Source organism: Pseudomonas sp. CG7 (genome assembly GCF_023701885.1).
Taxonomy (GTDB): domain Bacteria; phylum Pseudomonadota; class Gammaproteobacteria; order Pseudomonadales; family Pseudomonadaceae; genus Aquipseudomonas; species Aquipseudomonas zanjanensis.
Genome location: NZ_JABAEE010000098.1, coordinates 1 through 20,005, shown reverse-complemented (window position 1 = coordinate 20,005; position 20,005 = coordinate 1). Strand labels below are relative to the sequence as shown.

The 20,005-nt window shown below is 60.0% G+C and carries 19 protein-coding genes; 9 read left to right on the top strand and 10 right to left on the bottom strand.

The genetic code is table 11. The features are described from left to right. Positions 1–89: 89 nt before the first annotated feature. From HGO40_RS27090 to tal, 3 genes are all read left to right on the top strand, one after another. Entirely contained in the window at positions 90–1,106 is a 1,017-nt protein-coding gene (locus tag HGO40_RS27090) for a DEAD/DEAH box helicase (protein ID WP_250965536.1), read from the top strand. Beyond that, a complete protein-coding gene (locus HGO40_RS27085) occupies positions 1,103–3,091 on the top strand; it encodes a UvrD-helicase domain-containing protein (RefSeq protein WP_250965535.1) in 1,989 nt (662 codons plus the stop codon). The genes HGO40_RS27090 and HGO40_RS27085 overlap by 4 nt, the downstream gene beginning before the upstream one ends. Before the next feature lie 182 nt (positions 3,092–3,273). Then, a complete protein-coding gene (gene tal, locus HGO40_RS27080) occupies positions 3,274–4,200 on the top strand; it encodes a transaldolase (protein ID WP_250965534.1) in 927 nt (308 codons plus the stop codon). A 218-nt stretch (positions 4,201–4,418) separates the two neighbouring features. Here tal and rssC read toward each other — a convergent pair whose 3' ends face one another. From rssC to HGO40_RS27065, 3 genes are all read right to left on the bottom strand, one after another. Continuing rightward, positions 4,419–4,901 carry an anti-sigma factor antagonist RssC gene (rssC, locus tag HGO40_RS27075; protein WP_025212773.1) on the bottom strand — a complete coding sequence of 161 codons (483 nt, stop codon included), beginning with the start codon at positions 4,899–4,901 and terminating at the stop codon, positions 4,419–4,421. After that, the gene (gene rssB / locus HGO40_RS27070) at positions 4,901–6,082 is read right to left on the bottom strand and encodes a two-component system response regulator RssB (RefSeq protein ID WP_053120765.1); all 1,182 of its coding nucleotides are present in this window, start codon (positions 6,080–6,082) and stop codon (positions 4,901–4,903) included. The genes rssC and rssB overlap by 1 nt, the downstream gene beginning before the upstream one ends. Before the next feature lie 345 nt (positions 6,083–6,427). Next, positions 6,428–7,117 carry an MlaA family lipoprotein gene (locus HGO40_RS27065; protein ID WP_250965533.1) on the bottom strand — a complete coding sequence of 230 codons (690 nt, stop codon included), beginning with the start codon at positions 7,115–7,117 and terminating at the stop codon, positions 6,428–6,430. Between the two features lie 202 nt (positions 7,118–7,319). On the opposite strand from HGO40_RS27065, the gene pcrP reads away from it, so the two are divergent. Both pcrP and HGO40_RS27055 read left to right on the top strand, forming a co-directional pair. After that, positions 7,320–7,940: an HAD superfamily inactivated hydrolase PcrP gene (gene pcrP, locus HGO40_RS27060; protein WP_250965532.1), complete on the top strand. Its 621-nt coding sequence runs from the start codon at positions 7,320–7,322 to the stop codon at positions 7,938–7,940. 108 nt (positions 7,941–8,048) lie between these two features. Further along, the gene (locus HGO40_RS27055) at positions 8,049–8,315 is read left to right on the top strand and encodes a DUF4404 family protein (protein WP_250965531.1); all 267 of its coding nucleotides are present in this window, start codon (positions 8,049–8,051) and stop codon (positions 8,313–8,315) included. A 215-nt stretch (positions 8,316–8,530) separates the two neighbouring features. Here the strand turns inward: HGO40_RS27055 and queF are convergent, their stop codons facing one another. After that, complete coding sequence (queF, locus tag HGO40_RS27050) at positions 8,531–9,361, bottom strand: NADPH-dependent 7-cyano-7-deazaguanine reductase QueF (RefSeq protein ID WP_250965530.1); 831 nt, start codon at positions 9,359–9,361, stop codon at positions 8,531–8,533. 61 nt (positions 9,362–9,422) lie between these two features. Continuing rightward, the gene (gene copI, locus HGO40_RS27045; RefSeq protein WP_250965529.1) at positions 9,423–9,944 is read right to left on the bottom strand and encodes a copper-resistant cuproprotein CopI; all 522 of its coding nucleotides are present in this window, start codon (positions 9,942–9,944) and stop codon (positions 9,423–9,425) included. Between the two features lie 151 nt (positions 9,945–10,095). On the opposite strand from copI, the gene HGO40_RS27040 reads away from it, so the two are divergent. Further along, entirely contained in the window at positions 10,096–10,776 is a 681-nt protein-coding gene (locus HGO40_RS27040; RefSeq protein ID WP_250965528.1) for a heavy metal response regulator transcription factor, read from the top strand. After that, positions 10,773–12,125 (top strand): heavy metal sensor histidine kinase, encoded by a 1,353-nt coding sequence (locus HGO40_RS27035; RefSeq protein ID WP_250965527.1) that lies wholly within the window; start codon positions 10,773–10,775, stop codon positions 12,123–12,125. The genes HGO40_RS27040 and HGO40_RS27035 overlap by 4 nt, the downstream gene beginning before the upstream one ends. A gap of 201 nt (positions 12,126–12,326) precedes the next feature. Here HGO40_RS27035 and HGO40_RS27030 read toward each other — a convergent pair whose 3' ends face one another. The 3 genes from HGO40_RS27030 to HGO40_RS27020 all read right to left on the bottom strand — a co-directional run bounded on the left by HGO40_RS27030 (position 12,327) and on the right by HGO40_RS27020 (position 15,576). Beyond that, positions 12,327–13,571, bottom strand: a complete 1,245-nt coding sequence (locus HGO40_RS27030) for a lipoprotein-releasing ABC transporter permease subunit (RefSeq protein ID WP_250965526.1) — start codon at positions 13,569–13,571, stop codon at positions 12,327–12,329. Between the two features lie 63 nt (positions 13,572–13,634). Further along, positions 13,635–14,318: a lipoprotein-releasing ABC transporter ATP-binding protein LolD gene (gene lolD / locus HGO40_RS27025; RefSeq protein WP_162843734.1), complete on the bottom strand. Its 684-nt coding sequence runs from the start codon at positions 14,316–14,318 to the stop codon at positions 13,635–13,637. 7 nt (positions 14,319–14,325) lie between these two features. Next, positions 14,326–15,576 carry a lipoprotein-releasing ABC transporter permease subunit gene (locus HGO40_RS27020; protein WP_250965525.1) on the bottom strand — a complete coding sequence of 417 codons (1,251 nt, stop codon included), beginning with the start codon at positions 15,574–15,576 and terminating at the stop codon, positions 14,326–14,328. A gap of 94 nt (positions 15,577–15,670) precedes the next feature. Here HGO40_RS27020 and HGO40_RS27015 point away from each other — a divergent pair, with 94 nt between their 5' ends. Both HGO40_RS27015 and HGO40_RS27010 read left to right on the top strand, forming a co-directional pair. Next, positions 15,671–16,267: a PilZ domain-containing protein gene (locus HGO40_RS27015; RefSeq protein ID WP_207961299.1), complete on the top strand. Its 597-nt coding sequence runs from the start codon at positions 15,671–15,673 to the stop codon at positions 16,265–16,267. Further along, a complete protein-coding gene (locus HGO40_RS27010) occupies positions 16,264–16,986 on the top strand; it encodes a glycerophosphodiester phosphodiesterase (RefSeq protein WP_053120741.1) in 723 nt (240 codons plus the stop codon). The genes HGO40_RS27015 and HGO40_RS27010 overlap by 4 nt, the downstream gene beginning before the upstream one ends. A gap of 42 nt (positions 16,987–17,028) precedes the next feature. Here the strand turns inward: HGO40_RS27010 and sthA are convergent, their stop codons facing one another. Continuing rightward, on the bottom strand, positions 17,029–18,423 hold the full coding sequence (sthA, locus tag HGO40_RS27005; RefSeq protein WP_250965524.1) for a Si-specific NAD(P)(+) transhydrogenase: 1,395 nt from the start codon (positions 18,421–18,423) through the stop codon (positions 17,029–17,031). A gap of 348 nt (positions 18,424–18,771) precedes the next feature. Next, positions 18,772–19,821: an FAD:protein FMN transferase gene (locus tag HGO40_RS27000; protein ID WP_250965523.1), complete on the bottom strand. Its 1,050-nt coding sequence runs from the start codon at positions 19,819–19,821 to the stop codon at positions 18,772–18,774. Positions 19,822–20,005 lie beyond the last annotated feature (184 nt).

The following is a 20,005-nucleotide window of genomic DNA, read 5'->3' as shown; positions in this document are numbered from 1 at the left end:
TTGGTTTTATAGTGTAATGTTTGTGAGAGAGTATCTTGTTTGTTTTGTTATCTTGAATTTAGATTTTTGTTATCAATAATGAGCTTTCAATGTTTTGCGAGGGTAAAATCGGAACTGTGTTGATTGGTGGTCGCCGGGATGATCTAAGCAAAACCGTTGACTGGGCAAAAACACCTGCCGACTGGGAAAATCTACCGGCGGACGGAAGTGGCTATGTCATTGGCGCGACACCCTTCGCCACCTGCAGCCAGCTGGAGCATTTCAAATTCGACACGGTGATCTTTGACGAAGCCAGTCAGATTACCCTCCCCCTCGCGCTAATGGCCATGCGCAAAGGTAAGCGGTTTATCTTCATCGGAGACCAGAAACAGCTGCCGCCGGTGCTGTTGTCCCAGTCGGTTCTTTCTGGCGAATCGATGTCGATATTCGGTCGTCTCACCTCCCAAACTGCCGACCATACGGTGATGCTCGAAGAAACCTATCGGATGAACCAATGGCTGACCGAATGGCCGAGCAAAAACTATTACAAAGGCAAATTACGGGCTGCAGGCCCTAACAAGGAGCGGCGTTTCAATTACGTTGGTGCAGAGGCCCCTATGAACTGCGTATTTGATCCAGACGCAAGCGCCGTGTTTATTCCCACCACAGACAGAACAGCCAAGACCCGCAACTATCGCGATGCCCAGCATGTACTGGAACTCTGTAAGACCGCCCAGACCATGGGCCTTGCCCTGTCTGATATCGGCATCGTCACGCCTTACCGAGCCCAGGGCCGGGCGATTCGAACGCTGTTGGCGCGTAGTTTCGGGCGCGAGATCGCCAGCACCGTTGTGGCGGACACTGTTGAGCGCATGCAGGGACAGGAACGTGAACTGATCATCGTCTCGTTGGCCAGTGGCGATGAGGAGTTCATTGGCGCTGTGGCGGAGTTTTTCTTCCAGCCCGAGCGATTGAACGTATCCATCACCCGGGCAATGACTAAATTGATCATCATCGGGCCTGAACTGAGCCAAGGAATTGAATGCAGCAACAGCATCACGCAGCAATGGGCCAATGACTATTTGAACCTGATCAGTCGATGCCGCAAAGTGGTGCTCACCCCATGACGCTATTTATCCCTGAATGGCAACGCAGCACTGGCGCGCATGTCCACGTCAAACGGGTGTTGCGCAAGCTGGACGACCACCATGTCGTTCGCCAGTGCCTCCCTCGAGAGGCCTGGGCGCCGGACTTTTTCCTTCAGCACGCACAACATCAATGGCTGGCCATGGTGCTGTGTGAACTCTCTTTTGAAACATTGGACCCTGATCAACTGTTCGCGGCTACCGGACAGCAGGCTTTCAAGGAGTTGCTCTCGCGCCTGGAAGCAACCGAGCCCGACGGGATGCCGACCGGGCAGCGGCTCGGCAGGCTGATCGTCATGTGGAACTGCACACCCGACCAGACCAAGCGGCTGTGGCTGCACTACTCAACGCCTGATGGCCCGCGGCTGATGTCGAAAAACACTTTTATCGAACATGGCCACGAACAACTGCCCAAGTTGCTTAACTCACTGAGCCATGAGGCCAGCGACACGCTCATGGGGCACTACTTTCCAGAGGCGGAAATACCCGCGATATGTACGACGCGCCGGCATTTCTCACGGGATAACTCGGCAAAGACCACTCGAAACTTTCTGGACTCACAACAAGAGTGGGCCAGTAAGCTGGATCTGGAACTGCCTGAAGAACAAACGCAAACCTTGAATGATTTTTCGGTGCGTCTGGTCAACGGCGTGGCGGGTAGCGGCAAAACATTGATCGCCGCTAACCGGGCGTTGATCCTGGCAAAGAAATTTCCCGATCAGAAGATATTGATGCTGATCCACAATGTCCCGGTGGTTAAAGACCTCAAGCATCGCTTGAAGAAGGCCAGCCAGGGAGATCTACCGCGCAACCTGACAATCATGACCGCGCTGGCCTGGATACGGCAGCAATGGGTGAATCATTTTGAGCCGCAACCAGAGATGGCATCCCCTATCAAGGTTACAAGCCAGATCGCCCATTATCGAAAAGCCTTTCCGGACCTGAAGCCCGGCGATCAACAACTTCTGGATGAGTTCGACTTCATCAATGAATCACTGATCTGCGACGAGCATGACTATTTGGTTGCTGAGCGCGCAGGCCAAGGGTTTGCCTTGCGTAAGGAAGAACGGGTGCAGGTGTGGTCGCTCTACGGGCAAGTCAATGACGCGCTGAGCAAACAAGGCGCTCGCTTATGGAGTTCATTGTCTCGGGATTTATGTCTCACGAAGCTCGACAAGCTAGATAAATACCAGCACATCCTGGTAGACGAAGCTCAATTCTTTGCGCCGACCTGGTTTCAGCTGGTCAAGAGCACCTTGACCGACTCCGAGGGCAGCCTGTTCTTATGTGCCGACCCCAACCAGGGCTTTTTGAAAAGCCGACTCAGTTGGAAGCGTGTCGGCTTGGATGTGGCGGGTAAAACAAAGAAACTTCACCACTCCTATCGAACCACTCAAGCCATATTACGAGCTGCCGGCCTTGTCCTGGCCGAATTCACCCAAACCGACCCGGACGATTATCTGCAACCTGATTTCGACGGCATGGATGAAGGCGTTGCCCCGCTGTTGATCCGATCAGAGACTCCCCAGGATGCGGTCATACAGACCTATAACGAAATAGAGGGCTACCTGGAAACCCAGCAGATCAATCTATCGAATATGCTGGTTCTGTATGGACGAGACACCAACAAGAAACTCCTGTTCAAGGCGTTGAGCAAGCGATTCGGTTCGCGCAAAGTCTGGGATTTGAACAGCATGGAGTCAGTACACGTGGACGCAGATAACCTACGTGTTTCCAGCCTGGATACTGCTACCGGACTTGAAGCCAGCATCGTGTTTCTGCTGGGCCTGGAAAAACTCATGAAGGAAACGGCCCAGGCCGGAGTGCTTTCGGCCCAGGAGCGTGAACAAAACTCGCGCAAGCTCTATATGGCAATGACCAGGGCCGGCCAGCGACTGATCCTGATCTCGACGGCGCATCTGCCGGAAGGCATTGCAGGCTTGTTCCTGAACGCACAGCAGCCATGACCGTCAGGCAGTGATGTTGAACCTGCGGGCGGTTTTGGCATCGTATCTACCGATACCGCCCCGGCCTTTCAAACAGCCGTTTTCAGGTTGTTGCCGCTGGGGCCCGTCGATACCTCTTCACGCCCTTGAGTGGCTGCCGGCCCTCGGGTAATGTCAACAGACCCATAGGACAGAGCACGCTCATGACTTCCAAGCTGGAACAACTCAAACAGTTCACTACCGTCGTGGCCGATACCGGCGACTTCGAAGCCATCGCCCGCGTCAAACCCGTAGACGCCACCACCAACCCTTCCCTGCTGCTCAAGGCGTCGGCCATTCATGGCTATGCCGAGCAACTGAATGCCTGCGTGGCGGACTGCAAGGGCGATGTGGGTTTGGCCAGCGACCGTTTTGCCGTGGCGGTCGGGCAAGAAATCCTGAAAGTGATTCCCGGGCGTATTTCCACTGAAGTGGATGCGCGCCTGTCGTTCGACACCGAGGCCATGTTGAAGCGTGCGCATCGTCTGATCGACCTGTACGAAAAGGCCGGTATTGGCCGCGAGCGCGTGCTGATCAAGATCGCCTCCACCTGGGAAGGCATTCGCGCGGCCGAGCAGTTGGAGCGTGAAGGCATCCAGTGCAACCTGACCCTGCTGTTCTCCTTCGCCCAGGCCGCCGCCTGTGCCGATGCCGGGGTGTTCCTGATTTCGCCGTTCGTGGGCCGTATCTACGACTGGTACAAGAAAGCCAACGGCAACGATTACACCGGCGCGGATGACCCGGGCGTGCAGTCGGTGCCGCGTATCTACAACTACTACAAGGCCAATGACTACAAGACCGTGGTCATGGGCGCGAGCTTCCGCAACCTCAACCAGATCGAGCAATTGGCCGGTTGCGACCGCTTGACCGTCAGCCCGGACCTGCTGGAAAAACTCGCCGCCGACGAAGGCAAGCTGGAGCGCAAGCTGGCACCGGGGCAAGCCGGGGAAGCGCGCTTGATCCTCAACGAAGCGCAGTTCCGCTGGTTGTCCAACGAGGACGCCATGGCGACCGAGAAACTGGCTGAAGGCATTCGTCAGTTTGCCCGGGATCAGGAGAAGCTGGAGGCGTTGCTGCAAGCCAAGCTTTGAGCTGATTCAACTGGCACGCAAAAAGGGCGAACCTGGGTGGGTTCGCCCTTTTTTATGCGGTTTGGCCTAGGGGATGTGGTGGATTGATAAATGCCATCGCGAGCAAGCTCGCTCCCACAGGAGATTGAAGGCAGATCCAAATGGTGTGGTCGATGCAAGACACTGTGGGAGCGAGCTTGCTCGCGAAAGCGTCAGTTCGATCTACACAAGCCCAAGGCTCAAGGCCGCTCCAACGCATTCACCAGGTCATGAAATGCTTCACGATTGGAGTCGTTGAGCCCCATGAGAATCTTGTGGGCTTCGAGCACCTTGATCCGCACTTCCTCTTCGGACTGGTCCTGGTCAGGCAGGTCGTCCAGGCATTCCGGGCACGGCACAGGGTCGCCCACGATGTTGAACACCTGGTCGAAGCCCATCGATTGCAGCAGACGGGTAATGTCGTTGTGGGTGGTGACGACGGTCGGCAGCAGGCCGACCTTTTGCCGCGACAGGATCGACAGCTTGGCCAACAGGCCCAACGTGGTGCTGTCGATGCTGCGGGTTTCGGTCAGGTCGATCACGATGGCGCTGAAATTCAGCGCGGTGAAGATCCGCTCAATAGTCGCATCCAGCGCCGAACACAGGGTAAGGCGCACTTCACCGACAAACTTCAGGACGAAGGTGCCGTCCTGCTCGGCGAACTGGATTCTACCGGTACTCATCAAAGGTTCCTGCTCAACACTAACAGGGCGATATCATCCGGCATCTCCCCGAGCGTGGCTAATCCAAACACTTGACGCAAGCCTTCCAGGCTGCCGCCCGCTGCACTCACCCGTTCAGGCAAGGCCGCTTCTTTCTCTTTGAGTGTAGGTTCTGTCAAAAGGTCCAAAATGCCATCAGACATCAGCGTCAGGCTGAAGGTCGGCGGCAATTCAAGCACATGGTCTTCGTAGGTGGCCTCGTTGAACAGGCCCACCGGCAAACCACGCCCTTCCAGGTAACGAACACTGTCTGGCGTATACAACACAGGCAAAGGCAGGTGACCGCCGATGCTATAGGTCAACAAACCAGTCTCCTCGTCGATGACTCCACCGACCATTGTGACGTGTTTGCCCAGCTTACAACTGATCAGGCCTCGGTTGATATGCCCAAGGACTTCCGAAGGCTTGAACTCTGGCAGCGTGCCGTTGCGCTTGGACTCGAACAACAGCCGCGTGGTCATGAACTTCAACAGCACCGTCACGAAGGCCGAAGACGCACCATGGCCGGAAACATCCGCCAGGTAGAACGCCACTCGGCGCTCGTCAACGCGAAAATAGTCCACGAAATCGCCCGACAGGTATAACGACGGGATGATCTGGTGGGCAAAGCGGAAATCGTCGACGGTCCAAGGGCTGACCGGCAGCATGTTCATCTGCACTTGGCGCCCGGCGTTCTGGTCTTCCTGCAACAGGTTCAGGCTGGCTTCCAGCTCGCGGTTGGCGGTTTCCAGCTTCTCGCGGTAGCGTTGGTTCTCCACCAACAGGCGCGAACGGTCCAAGGCCCGGCGCACCGAATGCTCGAGCACGGCAAGGTCTTCAAGGGGCTTGATCAGGTAATCCGCCGCGCCCAGGCGCAATGCCTCGACCGCGTCGTTCATCACGCCCGCGCCCGACACCACGATCACCGGCGTCTGCGAGGAGATCTCGGTAACTTGGCGAATGAGTTCGAGTCCGCCCATCTGCGGCATGCGCAGGTCGCAGATGACCAGGTCGGGCTTGTCTTGCTCGAATACCTGAAGACCCTGTTGGCCATTGCTGGCCTGCAGGACGCTGAAACCACTGTCTTCCAAGTAGGCTGCGAGACTGGCTCGCACCACTTCGTCATCGTCGATTATCAGCAGCGTGGCACTGGTTTTTGGCATGTGGGCAAACGGCGCCAGAATTAGGTTGGCGTAGCGGGCTGGGCGGTCTGGCCTGGCACGCACTACTGGATTCGCTTTCTAGCCTCTCTGTCGTACCGGTTTCAGGCGATTGCCCTACACACCATTACATCAGAGGTGCCCTTCTAAGGCGCAGACGGTACTCCCATCCGCGGGGCGTTTCAAGCTCATGCAGATCGCCGCTTGCCGTCTTTATTTGTCAAAGCACAGAGAGTTATAAGAACCGAGCGAAGCGTAACTCAATGGAAGGATCAAACCCGCTCAAACCCGCCCCGAAAGCACAGAAGGCGGCCTTATGGGCCGCCTTCGTGGTTTTACAGGATGAAATTAAAAGTCGTCTTCGACCTGCCCATCCTTGACCTTGAATTCACGGTTTTGCAGGTAGGCGTTGCGGATGAAGACATATTTGTCGCCACTCACCATTTTCTCGGCCGACAACAGGCTGGCGCGGGTGTCGACGATGTTCAGGCCCCAGATGGAGTTACGCACCGAAACGTTATCGATATAGCGATACGGGGCGGTGTAGTTATCCACCAGCTTGGCCGGCGCATCTCGCAGGGTGCTTGGCCCCATCAGCGGCAACATGACATACGGCCCACTGCCCACGCCCCAGTAGCCGAGGGTCTGGCCGAAATCTTCATCGCTGCGCTGCAGGCCCATCTCGGTCCCCACGTCAAAGAAGCCCAGCAAGCCGAAGGTGGTGTTGAAGATCAATCGGGCGGTGTCGACCCCGGCAGCAGCCGGCTTGGCCTGCAGCACGTTGTTGGCCAGGTTGCCCACGTCACCGATGTTGCGGAACATATTGTGGATGCCGTCTTCGAGGAACTGCGGCGTCACGTATTGATATCCCTGGGCCAGTGGCTTGAGCGCATAGGTATCAAGGGTGTCGTTGAAGGTGAAGATGGGCCGGTTGACGCTTTCCCAAGGATCGTCTTCCGTAGCGGCCTGGGCGGCGAACGGAACCAGCAGGACGCAGGCGGAAAGACACAGCTGAGCTAGACGATGGCTCCAGCGCATAGGGGAAAACTCCTTGGATTATTCAGGCAAGGGCGCCGAGCCCAGGCGGTAAGCTGGCTAGTATAAGACGGAACGCGAGGATAGGCAGCACCGAAAAAACACGCCGGCCGTAGGATGTTTCCGCTATTGGCGCCCTTCACTTCACTGTCACTGGACTGTCATCCGCGCGCTTTAGGCTGCTGGTTATTTCAAGGACGTTCCCATGCCCCGCACCGAAGCCCTGCCCCTTCCTGCCCCCAGCCTCACCGCTGTACTGTTTGGCCTGAGCGGGTGCCTGGTGGATTTCGGGGCGCGCATTCGTCAGCCAGGGGCAGCGCCGGCGGATCACGCCCAGCCGACACCCGGCGCGCTGGAAAGCCTGCAAAGCTTGCAGCATCTGAACATCCCCTGCGCCTGGCTCGATGAATTGCCTCCAGCCACCAGTCATAGCCTCGCGGCCGCATTGCCTACGTCCATCAAAGCACCGCAACTTCCTGCAACAAATTATCCATGGCCGGCTCCGCACGCCTGCTGGCAAGCCCTGATGGCGCTGAATGTCCAGCAGTTGGACGGCTGCGTGTTGGTCAGCGGCGAACCCCGATTGTTGCAATCTGGGCTCAATGCAGGTTGGTGGACCATCGGACTGGCCTCCTGCGGCTCTTTGTGTGGCCTGGCGCCCGCCGAGTGGCAGGCATTGAGCCAACAGGCGCGGGAAGCCAAACGCGCCAAGGCCACCGTGCAGTTGTTCAGCCTGGGGGTGCACTCAGTGATCGATCACTTGGGCGAACTCGAGACTTGCCTGGCCGATATCTGTCTGCGTCGCATTAAAGGCGAGAAGCCCTGACCGGGATCATGCAGGGCGCGTGAGTGTGGATTACTCTTAAGGCAGGCCATGGACTTTTGCCGCTGCGTCGCGGTCCATGGTGTGCCTATCAATAAAGGGAGTACGCCAATGCCTGCCCGCCGCGAATTGCAAGACCAACTGAATGCCCTGCGCGAGCAATTGGACCAGAACCCACCGCTGTCTGAACCAGAGCGCGAAAGCCTGCATCAACTAATGGCTCAGATCGAAGCTGAGATCCAATTGGAAAACCAGCTTCAGGACAACAACCTGGTCGACGGCGTGAACCTGGCCGTAGAGCGTTTTGAGGTTGACCACCCAGGTATCGCCAGCACGTTGCGCAACATCATGTTGACCTTGGGCAACATGGGAATCTGAATGCCGGATGCCAAAAAGCCCTGCTAACGCTAGCAGGGCTTTTTAGTTCCAACGACCTGAAATGCAATCCCCTGTGGGAGCGAGCTTGCTCCGGGCGGCGATCCGACGATAGCGATGTGTCAGCCAATCTCACTATTGAATGTGCCGGACTCATCGCGAGCAAGCTCGCTCCCACAAGAGCTCACCTCCACAAGAACCCACTGCCACAAGAAAAGTTATTGGCGGACCAGACGATAGTTCGGCAGTTGAACGGCCTCAGTACTGCGATACGGGTTGATATCCAGCCCGCCACGGCGCACATACCGCGCATACACCGTCAATTTCTCCGGCTTGAGCAACCGCTGCAGGTCAAGAAAGATCCGCTCCACGCATTGCTCATGGAAATCCGAATGCTGGCGGAAGCTGACGATGTAGGCCAGCAGGCTGGCCGGGTCCAGGGCCGCGCCGCGATATTCCACCGCCACGCTGCCCCAGTCTGGCTGGCTGGTCACCGGGCAGTTGGACTTGAGCAAATGACTGTGCAGGCTTTGCTCGACGATGCGCGAAGCATCGCAACGCAGCAGTTCCGGGCGCGGGTGCGCGTAGGAATCGACACTGATGTCCAAGTCGTCGATGCACGTACCGGGCAGCGCCACGATGCCTTCGCTTTCCACATCCTTGAGACTGCGGATCCGTACACCCACTGGCTTGCCGGCAGCCGCCGAAAGGTCTTTGCGCAGCGTCGCTTCCAGGCTCGCGGTATCGGCGAACGGGGTCTGGTTCAACGAATTGAGGTACAGCTTGAAGGATTTGGATTCGATGATATTCGGCGAATCCGCCGGGATCGCGAATTCCCCGATGGCCACCACCGGCTTTCCGGACGGCAACAGCCAGGACAGCTCGAAACAGTTCCAGAAATCCACGCCCTTGTACGGCAGGGTCTCGGCCGTCAGGCCCAGTTCCGCCCATTTCGCGGTGCGCGGGATCGGGAACAGCAGTGACGGCGTGTACGTGGCGATGTATTCGCTGGATTTGCCCAGCGGCGAATGTTCGGCTGCGGGATGCATGACGGAAACCTGACTGAAGAATCAGTGGATTCTACCAGCCTTTGCCGCCGCCTTTGAGTGCTTACTGACTGACTGTCAGGTCGCCCTTCATCCCGGCCTGGTAGTGGCCAGGAATATTGCACGCAAACTCCAGGCGCGTGGCCTTGCTGAAGGTCCAGGTCAGCTCGCCGGTCTTGCCCGGCTCCACTAGCACGCTGTTGGGATCATCGTGGCGCATGCTCGCCTGGTCGTGGCCCATGGCGGCGTGATCCATCCCTGGCTTCATCGCGGTCGGCAGCAACTGGCCGCTCTGCTGCATCTTGAGCATTTCCTGTTGATGGTCGGCGTGCATGGCTGCGTTGCCCAGGTTGAATTCGTGGAGCAACTGGCCTTTGTTGACCAGCACGAACCGAACGGTCTCGCCGGCCTTGATATCCAGGGCTCCGGGATAGAACGTCATGTCACCCATGACCACCTCGATGCTGCGACTGGCCTTGGTCGCCGGTGCAGGCTGGCCGAAATCATAATGCCCCGGCGATGCCCACGACGGCGTACTGAGGGCCAGCGCGCAAGCGGCCAGGATCAAGCGTTTTCCCATCAACATGTCCATACTCCAAGCAGGTTCGGCATGTGGGAAACTCTATCGTAGCAGGCCTGCCAATCGGCTTACAGCTCGATTACAACTTTGTCAGGTTGCGCCACGAACCCACCCGCCACGGTATAACGCCCTCGTCCCAACCTGCCTCGAGCCGCCCATGAAATTGCTGATCGTCGAAGACCAAACCAAAACCGGCCAATACCTGCGCCAGGGCCTCGGCGAAGCCGGGTTCAACGCCGACCTGGTGGCCGACGGCATCACTGGCCAGCAACTGGCCTTGAGCGGTGAATACGCCTTGCTGATCCTCGACGTGATGCTGCCCGGCCGTGATGGCTGGCAAATCCTCCAAGCGGTCCGTGGGGCCGGCCTGGATACCCCGGTGCTGTTTCTCACCGCGCGGGATGCGGTGCAGGACCGGGTCCACGGCCTGGAGCTGGGCGCCGATGATTATCTGGTCAAGCCCTTTGCCTTTTCCGAGTTGCTGGCGCGAGTGCGGAGCCTGTTGCGTCGAGGCAACTCGACACAACAGGAAACCAGCCTGCAACTGGCGGACTTGCGCCTGGACCTGATCCGCCGCCGCGTCGAACGCAGCGGCCGGCGCATCGACCTCACCGCCAAGGAGTTCGCGTTGCTGGAAATGCTTCTGCGCCGCCAGGGTGAAGTGCTGCCCAAATCGCTGATCGCCTCCCAGGTCTGGGACATGAATTTCGACAGCGATACCAACGTCATCGAAGTCGCCATCCGGCGCCTGCGCATCAAGATCGATGATGAGTTCCCCAATAAGCTCATCCACACCGTGCGGGGCATGGGCTATGTGCTTGAAGAGCGCAGCCTGTGAGGGGCCGGTGGTCGCTGAGCAGCCGCCTGGCGCTGCTGTTCGCCGCCTGCACGGCGGTGGTGTCGTTGTTCGCCGGGGTCTTGTTCAGCCGGGGCAGCGAGGCGCACTTCATCGAGCTGGACCAGCAACTGCTCGAAGGCAAGTTGATCGGCCTGCGCCGGGCCCTGCAAGACCTTAACGCCGAGCAGACCCAAAGCCGTCTGGAAGATGAACTGAGCCGTCAGGCCGCCCTGGCGTTGCGCATCAAGGGTAGTGACGGGGTGCGCTGGTACGACAGCTCGATCCGGATCCCGGCGCAATTGCCGGAGCGCCCCGGCCTGTCGACCCTAAGCGATGCCGACAACGATTATCGAGTGTTGAACGCGCCGCTGTACCCCGACCGAACCGATTCACCGCAACTGACCTTGCTGCTGGATATCACGCATCACCAGCACTTCCTGCAGCGCATGCAACGGCTGATCTGGCTGACCGTCGGCCTCTCGGCCCTGGCCACCGCCCTGCTCGGTGCCTGGGCCGCCCGGCGCGCCTTGCGGCCGTTGCGACGCATGGGCGCCATAGCCGGCAATGTCTCGGCCCGCTCCCTCAACGCCCGGCTGCCCGAAGAGCAAATGCCCGCCGAACTGGCGGAATTGGCCCACAGCATCAACGCCATGCTCGGACGCCTCGACGACGCGTTTCAACGGCTCTCCGCGTTCTCCGCCGACATCGCCCACGAATTGCGCACACCGCTGTCGAACCTGCTGACCCACACCCAAGTCACCCTCACCCGCGAGCGCGCCCTTGAGGATTACCGCGAGGCGTTGCACAGCAATCTCGAAGAACTGCAATGGATGTCGCAACTGGTCAACGACATGCTGTACCTGGCCAAGGCCGACCACGGCCTGCTGGCGCTCCATCGCGAACCGCTGCAATTGGCCGAGGAAGTGGACATGTTGCTGGATTTCTTCGCGCTCCTGGCCGAAGACGCTAACGTACGCCTGAGTCGCGACGGCGAGAGCCTGATCCAGGGTGATCGCAACATGCTACGTCGAGCCCTTTCCAACCTGCTGGACAACGCCCTGCGCTTCACCCCGGTTGACGGCGAAGTGCGGGTGAGGATGGTCGATGGGGCTCAAGGGGTGAGCGTAAGCGTGGAAAACAGTGGCGAGGGAATTCCAGCGGATTTGCTGCCGCGCCTGTTCGACCGTTTCTACCGCGCCGACCCGGCTCGCCAGGAAGGCAGCAGCGAACACGCGGGGCTTGGACTGGCCATCACCCGCTCGATCATCCGCGCCCATGGCGGGCAGATCCGTTGTGAATCGGCCGATGGCTGGACGCGGTTTTTGATCGAACTGCCGAAGGGTAATTAAGGCCGAATCAAGTCCCTGTGGCGAGGGAGCTTGCTCCCGCTGGGCTGCGCAGCAGCTCCAAATGCTGCGCACGCATGCGCGGAACTTCCGTTTTTTTGGGAGCGCTTCGCGCTCCAGCGGGAGCAAGCTCCCTCGCCACAAGAGCAATCGTCACTTGCCAGTGGGCTTGCAGTGAGTCAGCAAACCCACTGTTGCAGGGCCTCAGGAATACCGCAACGCCTGCGCCGGTTCGATCTTCGCCGCGCGCCACGCCGGGTACACGGTGGCGAGGAAGCTCAGGATGAACCCGGCCGAGCAGATCAGCACCACGTCCCCCCGCTGCAGTTCCGACGGCAAGTTGCTGACGAAGTACACGTCGGAACTGAAGATGTGCTGGCCGCTGACCCGCTCCAGCCAACCCACCAGCGCACTGACGTTCAACGCCGCGATCACGCCCAGCACGCCACCGATCAGCGTGCCGACGACGCCGATCACCGTGCCCTGGACCATGAAGATCGCCATGATCTGCCGCGGCGTGGCGCCGATGGTGCGCAGGATCGCGATGTCCGCGCCCTTGTCGTTTACCACCATGATCAGGGTCGCGATGATGTTGAACGCCGCCACCGCGACGATCATCAGCAACAGCAGGCCAATCATGGTTTTTTCCATTTTCATGGCGCTGAACAGGCTGCCCTGGGTGAGGGTCCAGTCGTCAGACTTGTAACTCGCACCAAGACCGGCAGCGATGTCACCGGAGACCTTCGGCGCCGCGTACAGGTCTTTCACCGCCAGGCGCACGCTTTGCACCTGGTTCGGCTGCCAATGCTGCATCTGCGCGGCATCGGCCAGGTGAATCAGCGCCATGGAGCCGTCCAGCTCCGCGCCGACCTTGAACACACCCACGACATTCAAGCGCTGCATCCGCGGGGTGATGCCGCCCGGCGCGGTGCTGACTTCCGGCACGATGAGGGTCAGTTTATCGCCCACGTTCAGGCGAAAGCGCCGAGCCGTGATCTCACCGATCACCACGCCAAACTCGCCCGGTTTCAAGGCATCGAGACGCCCTTGGACGATATGCTGGGCAACGATGGACACCTTGCCTTCCTGGGCCGGATCGATGCCGCTGATCTGGATCGGCTGCATCGAACCCTTATGGCTCAGCATCCCTTCCATCTCGGTAAACGGCACGGCCGCCGTGACTGCGGGATTTTTCAGCGCCGCGGCGGCCACCGGCTGCCAGTCGTCGATCGGGTTGACGCCGACGATGGTGGCGTGGGGCACCATGCCGAGGATGCGCGAGCTCATTTCGCGCTGGAAGCCGTTCATCACCGACAACACCACGATCATCGCCAGCACGCCCAGGGCGAGGCCGATCATCGAGGTCATGGAGATGAACGAAACAAAGCGATTGCGGCGCTTGGCGCGGGTATAGCGCGTGCCGATGAAAATCGATAACGGTCTGAACATTCGCTGGGCACCGTATGCAAATAAAAGACCCGGCACTTGCAGCAAGTGCCGGGTTTCGGTCGGTCAGATGGGGGTCAGGCAACCTTCCTGCAAATGCAGGACGCGGTCCATCTGGCGGGCCAGGTTCATGTCGTGGGTCACCACCAGGAACGCCGTGCGCATCGAGGTGCTGAGTTCCAGCATCAAGTCCTGGATGCCTTGGGCGGTGTGGGAGTCGAGGTTGCCGGTCGGCTCGTCGAGCATCACCAAGCCAGGCTTGTTGACCAGGGCCCGGGCAATCGCCACGCGCTGGCGCTCGCCACCGGACAGTTCGGCTGGCTTATGCTCCAGGCGATGCCCCAACCCTACCCGTTCCAGCAACGCCGTGGCGCGCTGACGAGCCTCGGGAATTGCCGTGCGGCCGATCAACAGCGGCATGCAGACGTTTTCCAGCGCGGTGAACTCGGGCAGCAGGTGGTGGAACTGGTAGACAAAGCCCAGGGACCGGTTGCGCAGCAGGCCACGGGCCTTCTCATTCAGCGCCGAAAGCTCTTCGCCGGCCAGCCAGACACTGCCAGCGGTCGGCGTGTCCAGCCCGCCCAGCAGGTTGAGCAAGGTACTTTTGCCCGACCCGGAAGTGCCGACAATCGCCACGCGCTCGCCTGGATGCAACTCCAGTTGCAGGCCCGACAACACCACCACCGACTCTGGGCCTTCCTCGTAGGATTTGCCCAGGTTGCGGCAGCTCAAGATTGCTTTTTCACTCATGCCCGACTCACTCATAACGTAACGCCTCCGCAGGCTGGGTGCGCGCGGCACGCCAGGCAGGATACAGGGTGGCGAGGAAACTCAGGACCAACGCGGCGCCGCAGACCATCAACACGTCATCGGACTGCAGCTGCGATGGCAGGTAGTCGATGAAGTACACGTCGGCGTTGAGGAACTTGTGCCCGATCAGCCCTTCGAGGCCGGCGATCGCCGCGCTGACATTCAGCGCGGCGAACATGCCGACCAAAGCGCCGACGAACGTGCCGATGACGCCGATGACGGTGCCCTGGACCATGAAGATCCGCATGATCTGCCCCGGCGTCGCACCGAGGGTACGCAGGATGGCGATGTCGCCCTTCTTGTCGTTCACCACCATCACCAGCGTGGAGATGATGTTGAACGCCGCCACGGCGACGATCAGCAACAGCAGCAGGCCGATCATGGCTTTCTCCATGCGGATCGCCTGGTACAGGTTGCCGTGGGTGCGCGTCCAGTCCCGGGCGTAGTAGCGGTCTTCGCCAAGCTGCTGGGCGATGGTCCAGGCCACTCGAGGGGCCTGGAACAGGTCGTCGAACTTCAAGCGCAGGCCCTGGACCTGATCCGGCTTCCAGCGATGCAGGCGGGCGAGATCCTGGAGATTGGTCACGCCGAGGTAGCCATCGAGCTCGCCAGCACCCACATGGAAAATGCCGACCACGGTAAAGCGCTTCATGCGCGGGAACATGCCGCCCGGCGTCACGGTGACTTCCGGCGCAACGAACGTCAGCTTGTCGCCGATGACCACGCCGAGCTTCGCCGCGGCCTTGTCGCCGATGACGATGCCGAAGCTGCCCGGCGCCAGGTCGTCGAGTTTGCCCTGCTTCATGAAGTTGTCGATGATCGACACCTGCCGTTCCAGCCCTGGATCGATGCCGTTGAGCAGGACCTTGGACACCTTGCCGTCGTTGGTCAGCAGCCCCTGCATCTGGGTGAAAGGCGCCACGGCCAGCACCTGCGGGTTCTGCTTGACCTTGGCGGCCAGGCTCGGCCAATCGCTGATGGCTTCGCCGGTTTCGAGGGTCGCGTGGGGCACCATGCCCAGCACGCGGGTGCGCATCTCATGATCGAAGCCGTTCATCACCGACAGTACGACAATCATCACGACCACGCCGAGGGCGAGACCGATGATGGAGGTCAGGGAAATGAACGATACAAAATGATTGCGACGCTTTGCACGGGTATAACGCGTGCCGATAAATACGAAGAGAGGTCTGAACATGTCGGGGCTTGTTCGGAGGGAAAAGGAACGTCCTTGTGGCGGGGGTCACAAACCAGCTTTACACTCAGACCACCGCCGCTACCATGGGTTCGCCATGTCGACATTAGATGAAGAAGATCGCCGCGAATACTACCGTATCGAGGACACGATCGCACTGGAAATTCGGCCCCTGTCCATTCCTGAAGCTGCTGGCCAGGAAGTGTTGCAGGATGCTTCTCCATTGTTCAATCTGCTCAGCGAACTGCACCTGAGCGAATTCGAGTCGCAACACCTGCTGCGCCAGATCAGCGAGCGCGAACGCAGCATCGCGGCGTACCTCAAGGCGATGAACAAACGCATCGACCTGCTCAGCCAGGTCATTGCCTTGACGGTGCTCGGCGAAATCGGTGAACCGCAGCCAGTGATCATTTCCGAAGGCGGCATCGACTTCCAATACCCCACCCCCATCGCCGTCGGCGCGCACCTGTCGATCAAGCTGGTGCTGATGCCCCAGGCCCTCGGCTTGCTGCTGCGGGCGCGGGTCACGCACTGCGACCCCAAGGGCGACGGCTACGACGTGGGCACCGAGTTCGAACGCCCGACCGACGCCCAGCGCCAGTTGCTGGCCCGCTACATCCTGCAGAAACAGGCGCAAGAACGGCGCCTGGCCCGGGAACTGAACGAATCAGGTATCAATAAGGAAGAACCGTGACCCTCATTTATGGCCACCGCGGCGCCAAGGGCGAAGCGCCGGAAAACACCCTGACCGGTTTTCAGGAGTGCCTCAAGCACGGCGTACGCCGTTGCGAGCTGGACCTGCATCTTTCAATGGACGGCGAGTTGATGGTGATCCACGACCCGACCCTCAAGCGCACCACCGACCGGCGTGGCAAGGTGGTGGAGCATTCCGCCGCAGAGCTGGTGACCTACGATGCGCGCAAGGGTGGCCCGGGCTGGATCAAGCCGTGCCCGATCCCGCGCTTGGAGGAGCTGTTCGAGCAATGTGATTTCGAGCATTGGCAACTGGAGGTCAAGAGCGCTTCACGCACCCGCGCCGCCGCCACCGTGCTGGGCATCCGCGAAATGGCCCAGCGTTTCGGGCTGCTGGACAAGATCACCATCACTTCCAGTTCCCGGGAAGTGCTCAAGGCGGCCCTGGACCTGACCCCGGACATTTCCCGTGGACTGGTGGCCGAATACGCCTGGCTCGACCCGTTGAAGGTCGCCCAGAGCTACGGCTGCGAGATTCTGGCGCTGAACTGGACCCTGTGCACGCCGGAACGCCTGGCAAAGGCGCAGCGCCAGGGGCTGCATGTGTCGGTGTGGACCGTCAACGAGCCCGCGCTCATGCGCAGGCTCGCCGACTTTGGCGCTGACAGCCTGATTACAGACTTTCCCGGTTTGGCCACTGCCACCCTCGAGAATTGCTGAAATCGGTCTCCCCGGCCGGCTCAGGCCACCGGCCGGAGCCGCTCAAAAAAGCCGGTTGAGCCCGTCGTAGGCGGCTACCCGATAGGCTTCGGCCATGGTCGGGTAGTTGAACGTGGTGTTGACGAAGTACTTCAGCGTGTTCAGTTCGCCCGGCTGGTTCATGATCGCCTGGCCGATGTGCACGATCTCCGATGCCTGGTAGCCGAAGCAGTGCACGCCGAGCACTTCCAGGGTCTCGCGGTGGAACAGGATCTTCAGCATGCCTTGCGGCTCGCCGGCGATCTGCGCACGCGCCATGCTCTTGAAGAATGCCTTGCCCACCTCGTACGGCACCTTGGCCTGGGTCAGCTCCTGCTCGTTCTTGCCGATCGAGCTGATCTCCGGAATGGTGTAGATGCCGGTCGGCACGTCGTTGACGAAGCGCCAGCTGCCGTTGTCGACAATACTGCCGGCGGCCGAACGACCCTGGTCGTGAGCGGCACTGGCCAGGCTCGGCCAGCCGATCACGTCACCGGCACCGTAGATGTTCGGCACGCAGGTGCGGTAGTTCTCGTCGACTTCGATCTGGCCACGGCTGTTGACCTTCACGCCGATGTTTTCCAGGCCCAGGGTGTCGGTATTGCCGGTACGGCCGTTACACCAGAGCAAGGCGTCGGCCTTGATCTTCTTGCCAGACTTGAGATGCAGGATGACGCCATTGTCGACGCCTTCGACGCGGTCGTAGTCTTCGTTGTGGCGCACGGTGATGTTGTTGTTGCTGAAGTGATAGCTCAGGGCCTGGGAGATTTCCGAGTCCAGGAAGCTCAGCAACTGGCCGCGGTTGTCCACCAGTTCCACCAGCACACCCAGGCCGCTGAAGATCGAGGCATATTCGCAACCGATCACGCCGGCACCGTAGACGATGAGCTTACGCGGGGTGTGGCCCAGGCTCAGGATGGTGTCGCTATCGTAGATCCGCGCATGGTTGCAATCGATGTCGGCCGGGCGATACGGGCGCGAACCGCTGGCGATGATGATGTGCTTGGCCACCAGCTTCTCGACCACGCCGTTGCCACAGACCACTTCGACCGTCTGCTCATCGGCAAAGCTGCCGGTGCCGAAGATCACGTCCACGCGGTTGCGGGCGTAGTAGCCGGTACGCGAGGCCACTTGCTTGGAGATGACCTTCTCGGCGCTCTTGAGCACGTCCGGGAAGGAGAACCAGCGCGGTTCGCCGATGGCCCGGAACATCGGGTTGGTGTTGAACTGCATGATCTGCCGGACCGAGTGACGCAAGGCCTTGGACGGGATGGTACCCAAGTGGGTGCAGTTGCCGCCGACCTGCCGACGGCTGTCGACCATCGCCACCTTGCGCCCTGCCTTGGCGGCGTTCATTGCCGCGCCTTCCCCCGCCGGGCCGGAGCCCAGTACCACCACGTCGTAGTTGTAGACAGCCATGCGTACTCCTCAGAACAGGCCGCGATGCCACGCTTGGCATCCACGGCTAAATCATGCCGGCCGGCGGCATGAAGGAACAATTTTAGGCCGGTTCACGCGCCCGGCCACAGTCTATAGAAGCGTCAACGCCGCGCACATTACCCCTTGGTCGCGTCGTAGGCTAGTTTTGCCTGCGCTATTTCGCCACAGGTAGGCTTTCAAAACGCTGTCAGCGTTCACTTAAGATTTGCCCAAATCATCGTGGCGAGGGAGCTTGCTCCCGCTGGGCTGCGCAGCGGCCCCCTTTTGTGAGCGCTTCGCACTCAAGCGGGAGCAAGCTCCTTCGCCACGGTAATCCCGCTTCAGTGGTCATTGGTTTTTTCCACGGGTCATCCGTTCAAAGATGTCGTTGGTGCGGCTGACGAAACGCTCCCCATCCCGCAGCACGAAAAATACCCCGATGTGATTTTTTTCGGCATAGTCCCAACCCCGTTCAGGACCGAGAATCAGCAACAGCGTCGATAGTCCATCGGCCATCATCGCCGAAGGATGAATCCCCGTGACGGACGCCAGGTTGTGTAGGACCGGCGCACCAGTCCGCCCATCAAAGGTGTGCGAATCACGCTGGCCGCCCTGCTCGAAATATTTACGGTAGTCACCCGAGGTGGAAACCCCGAAGCCGTTGACCTCGATGATACGCTCAGCCACTTGCCGGTCATTCCGAGGCTCTTCCAGGGCAATGCGCCAGGCCGAACCATCAGGCTTACGCCCGACAGCCTTGAGTTCACCGGTGGCTTCGGCCAGGTAACTGTCGATGCCCAAGGCCTGGAGCCTGGCGGCGATGCGGTCGACGGCATGACCTGCGGCGATACTGTTGAAGTCGACCTCTACCGCCGCATCCTTGCACAACCGATCGCCCTCAATGCGCAGATGCTCGTGGCCAACGCGCTGGCGCACCTCGGCCAGTGCCTCGGCCCTCGGCACTTGCTCTGTGCGGGACTGGGGACCGAAGCCCCACAGGTTCAACAGTGGCTCCACCGTCAGGTCGAAGGAGCCATCGCTTTGGACCGACCATTGCTCGCCCACGCGGATCAACGCCAGGACCGGGCCAGGCATGACCTGGCAACTGTTGGCCGGCAGCGCATTGAAGCGCTCGACGTCCGAGTCGCTGCGATAGGTCGAGAATTGCCGATCCACTTCGGCCAGGATGTTTTCCACCTCGGCCTGCACCGTTTTCGGACCGGGCCCGGCGGGATGCCTGACGTACTGGATGGAATAGTGACTGCCCATGGTCGGGCCGTCGAAGCGCTCCAAGGTGTCGCCACCGCCGCAACCGGACAACACGCCGGCCAGCACCACAAGGCCTATCCATCGTCCAGTTAACAAATCTTCATCTCTCCTCAAAACCGCGCCCGCCATTATGGGCTACGGCGCGAACAAAAAGCCTGTGGGAGCGAGCTTGGTCCGGGCGGCGATCCGACGATAGCGGCGGAACGTTCGGCACCAAGGTGGCTGACACATAGCCATCGCGAGCAAGCTCGCTTGTATGTTTAGACTTGAAGGGGTGGGCGGGACTAAAAGCTCGATTCCGACTCTAGCCAGT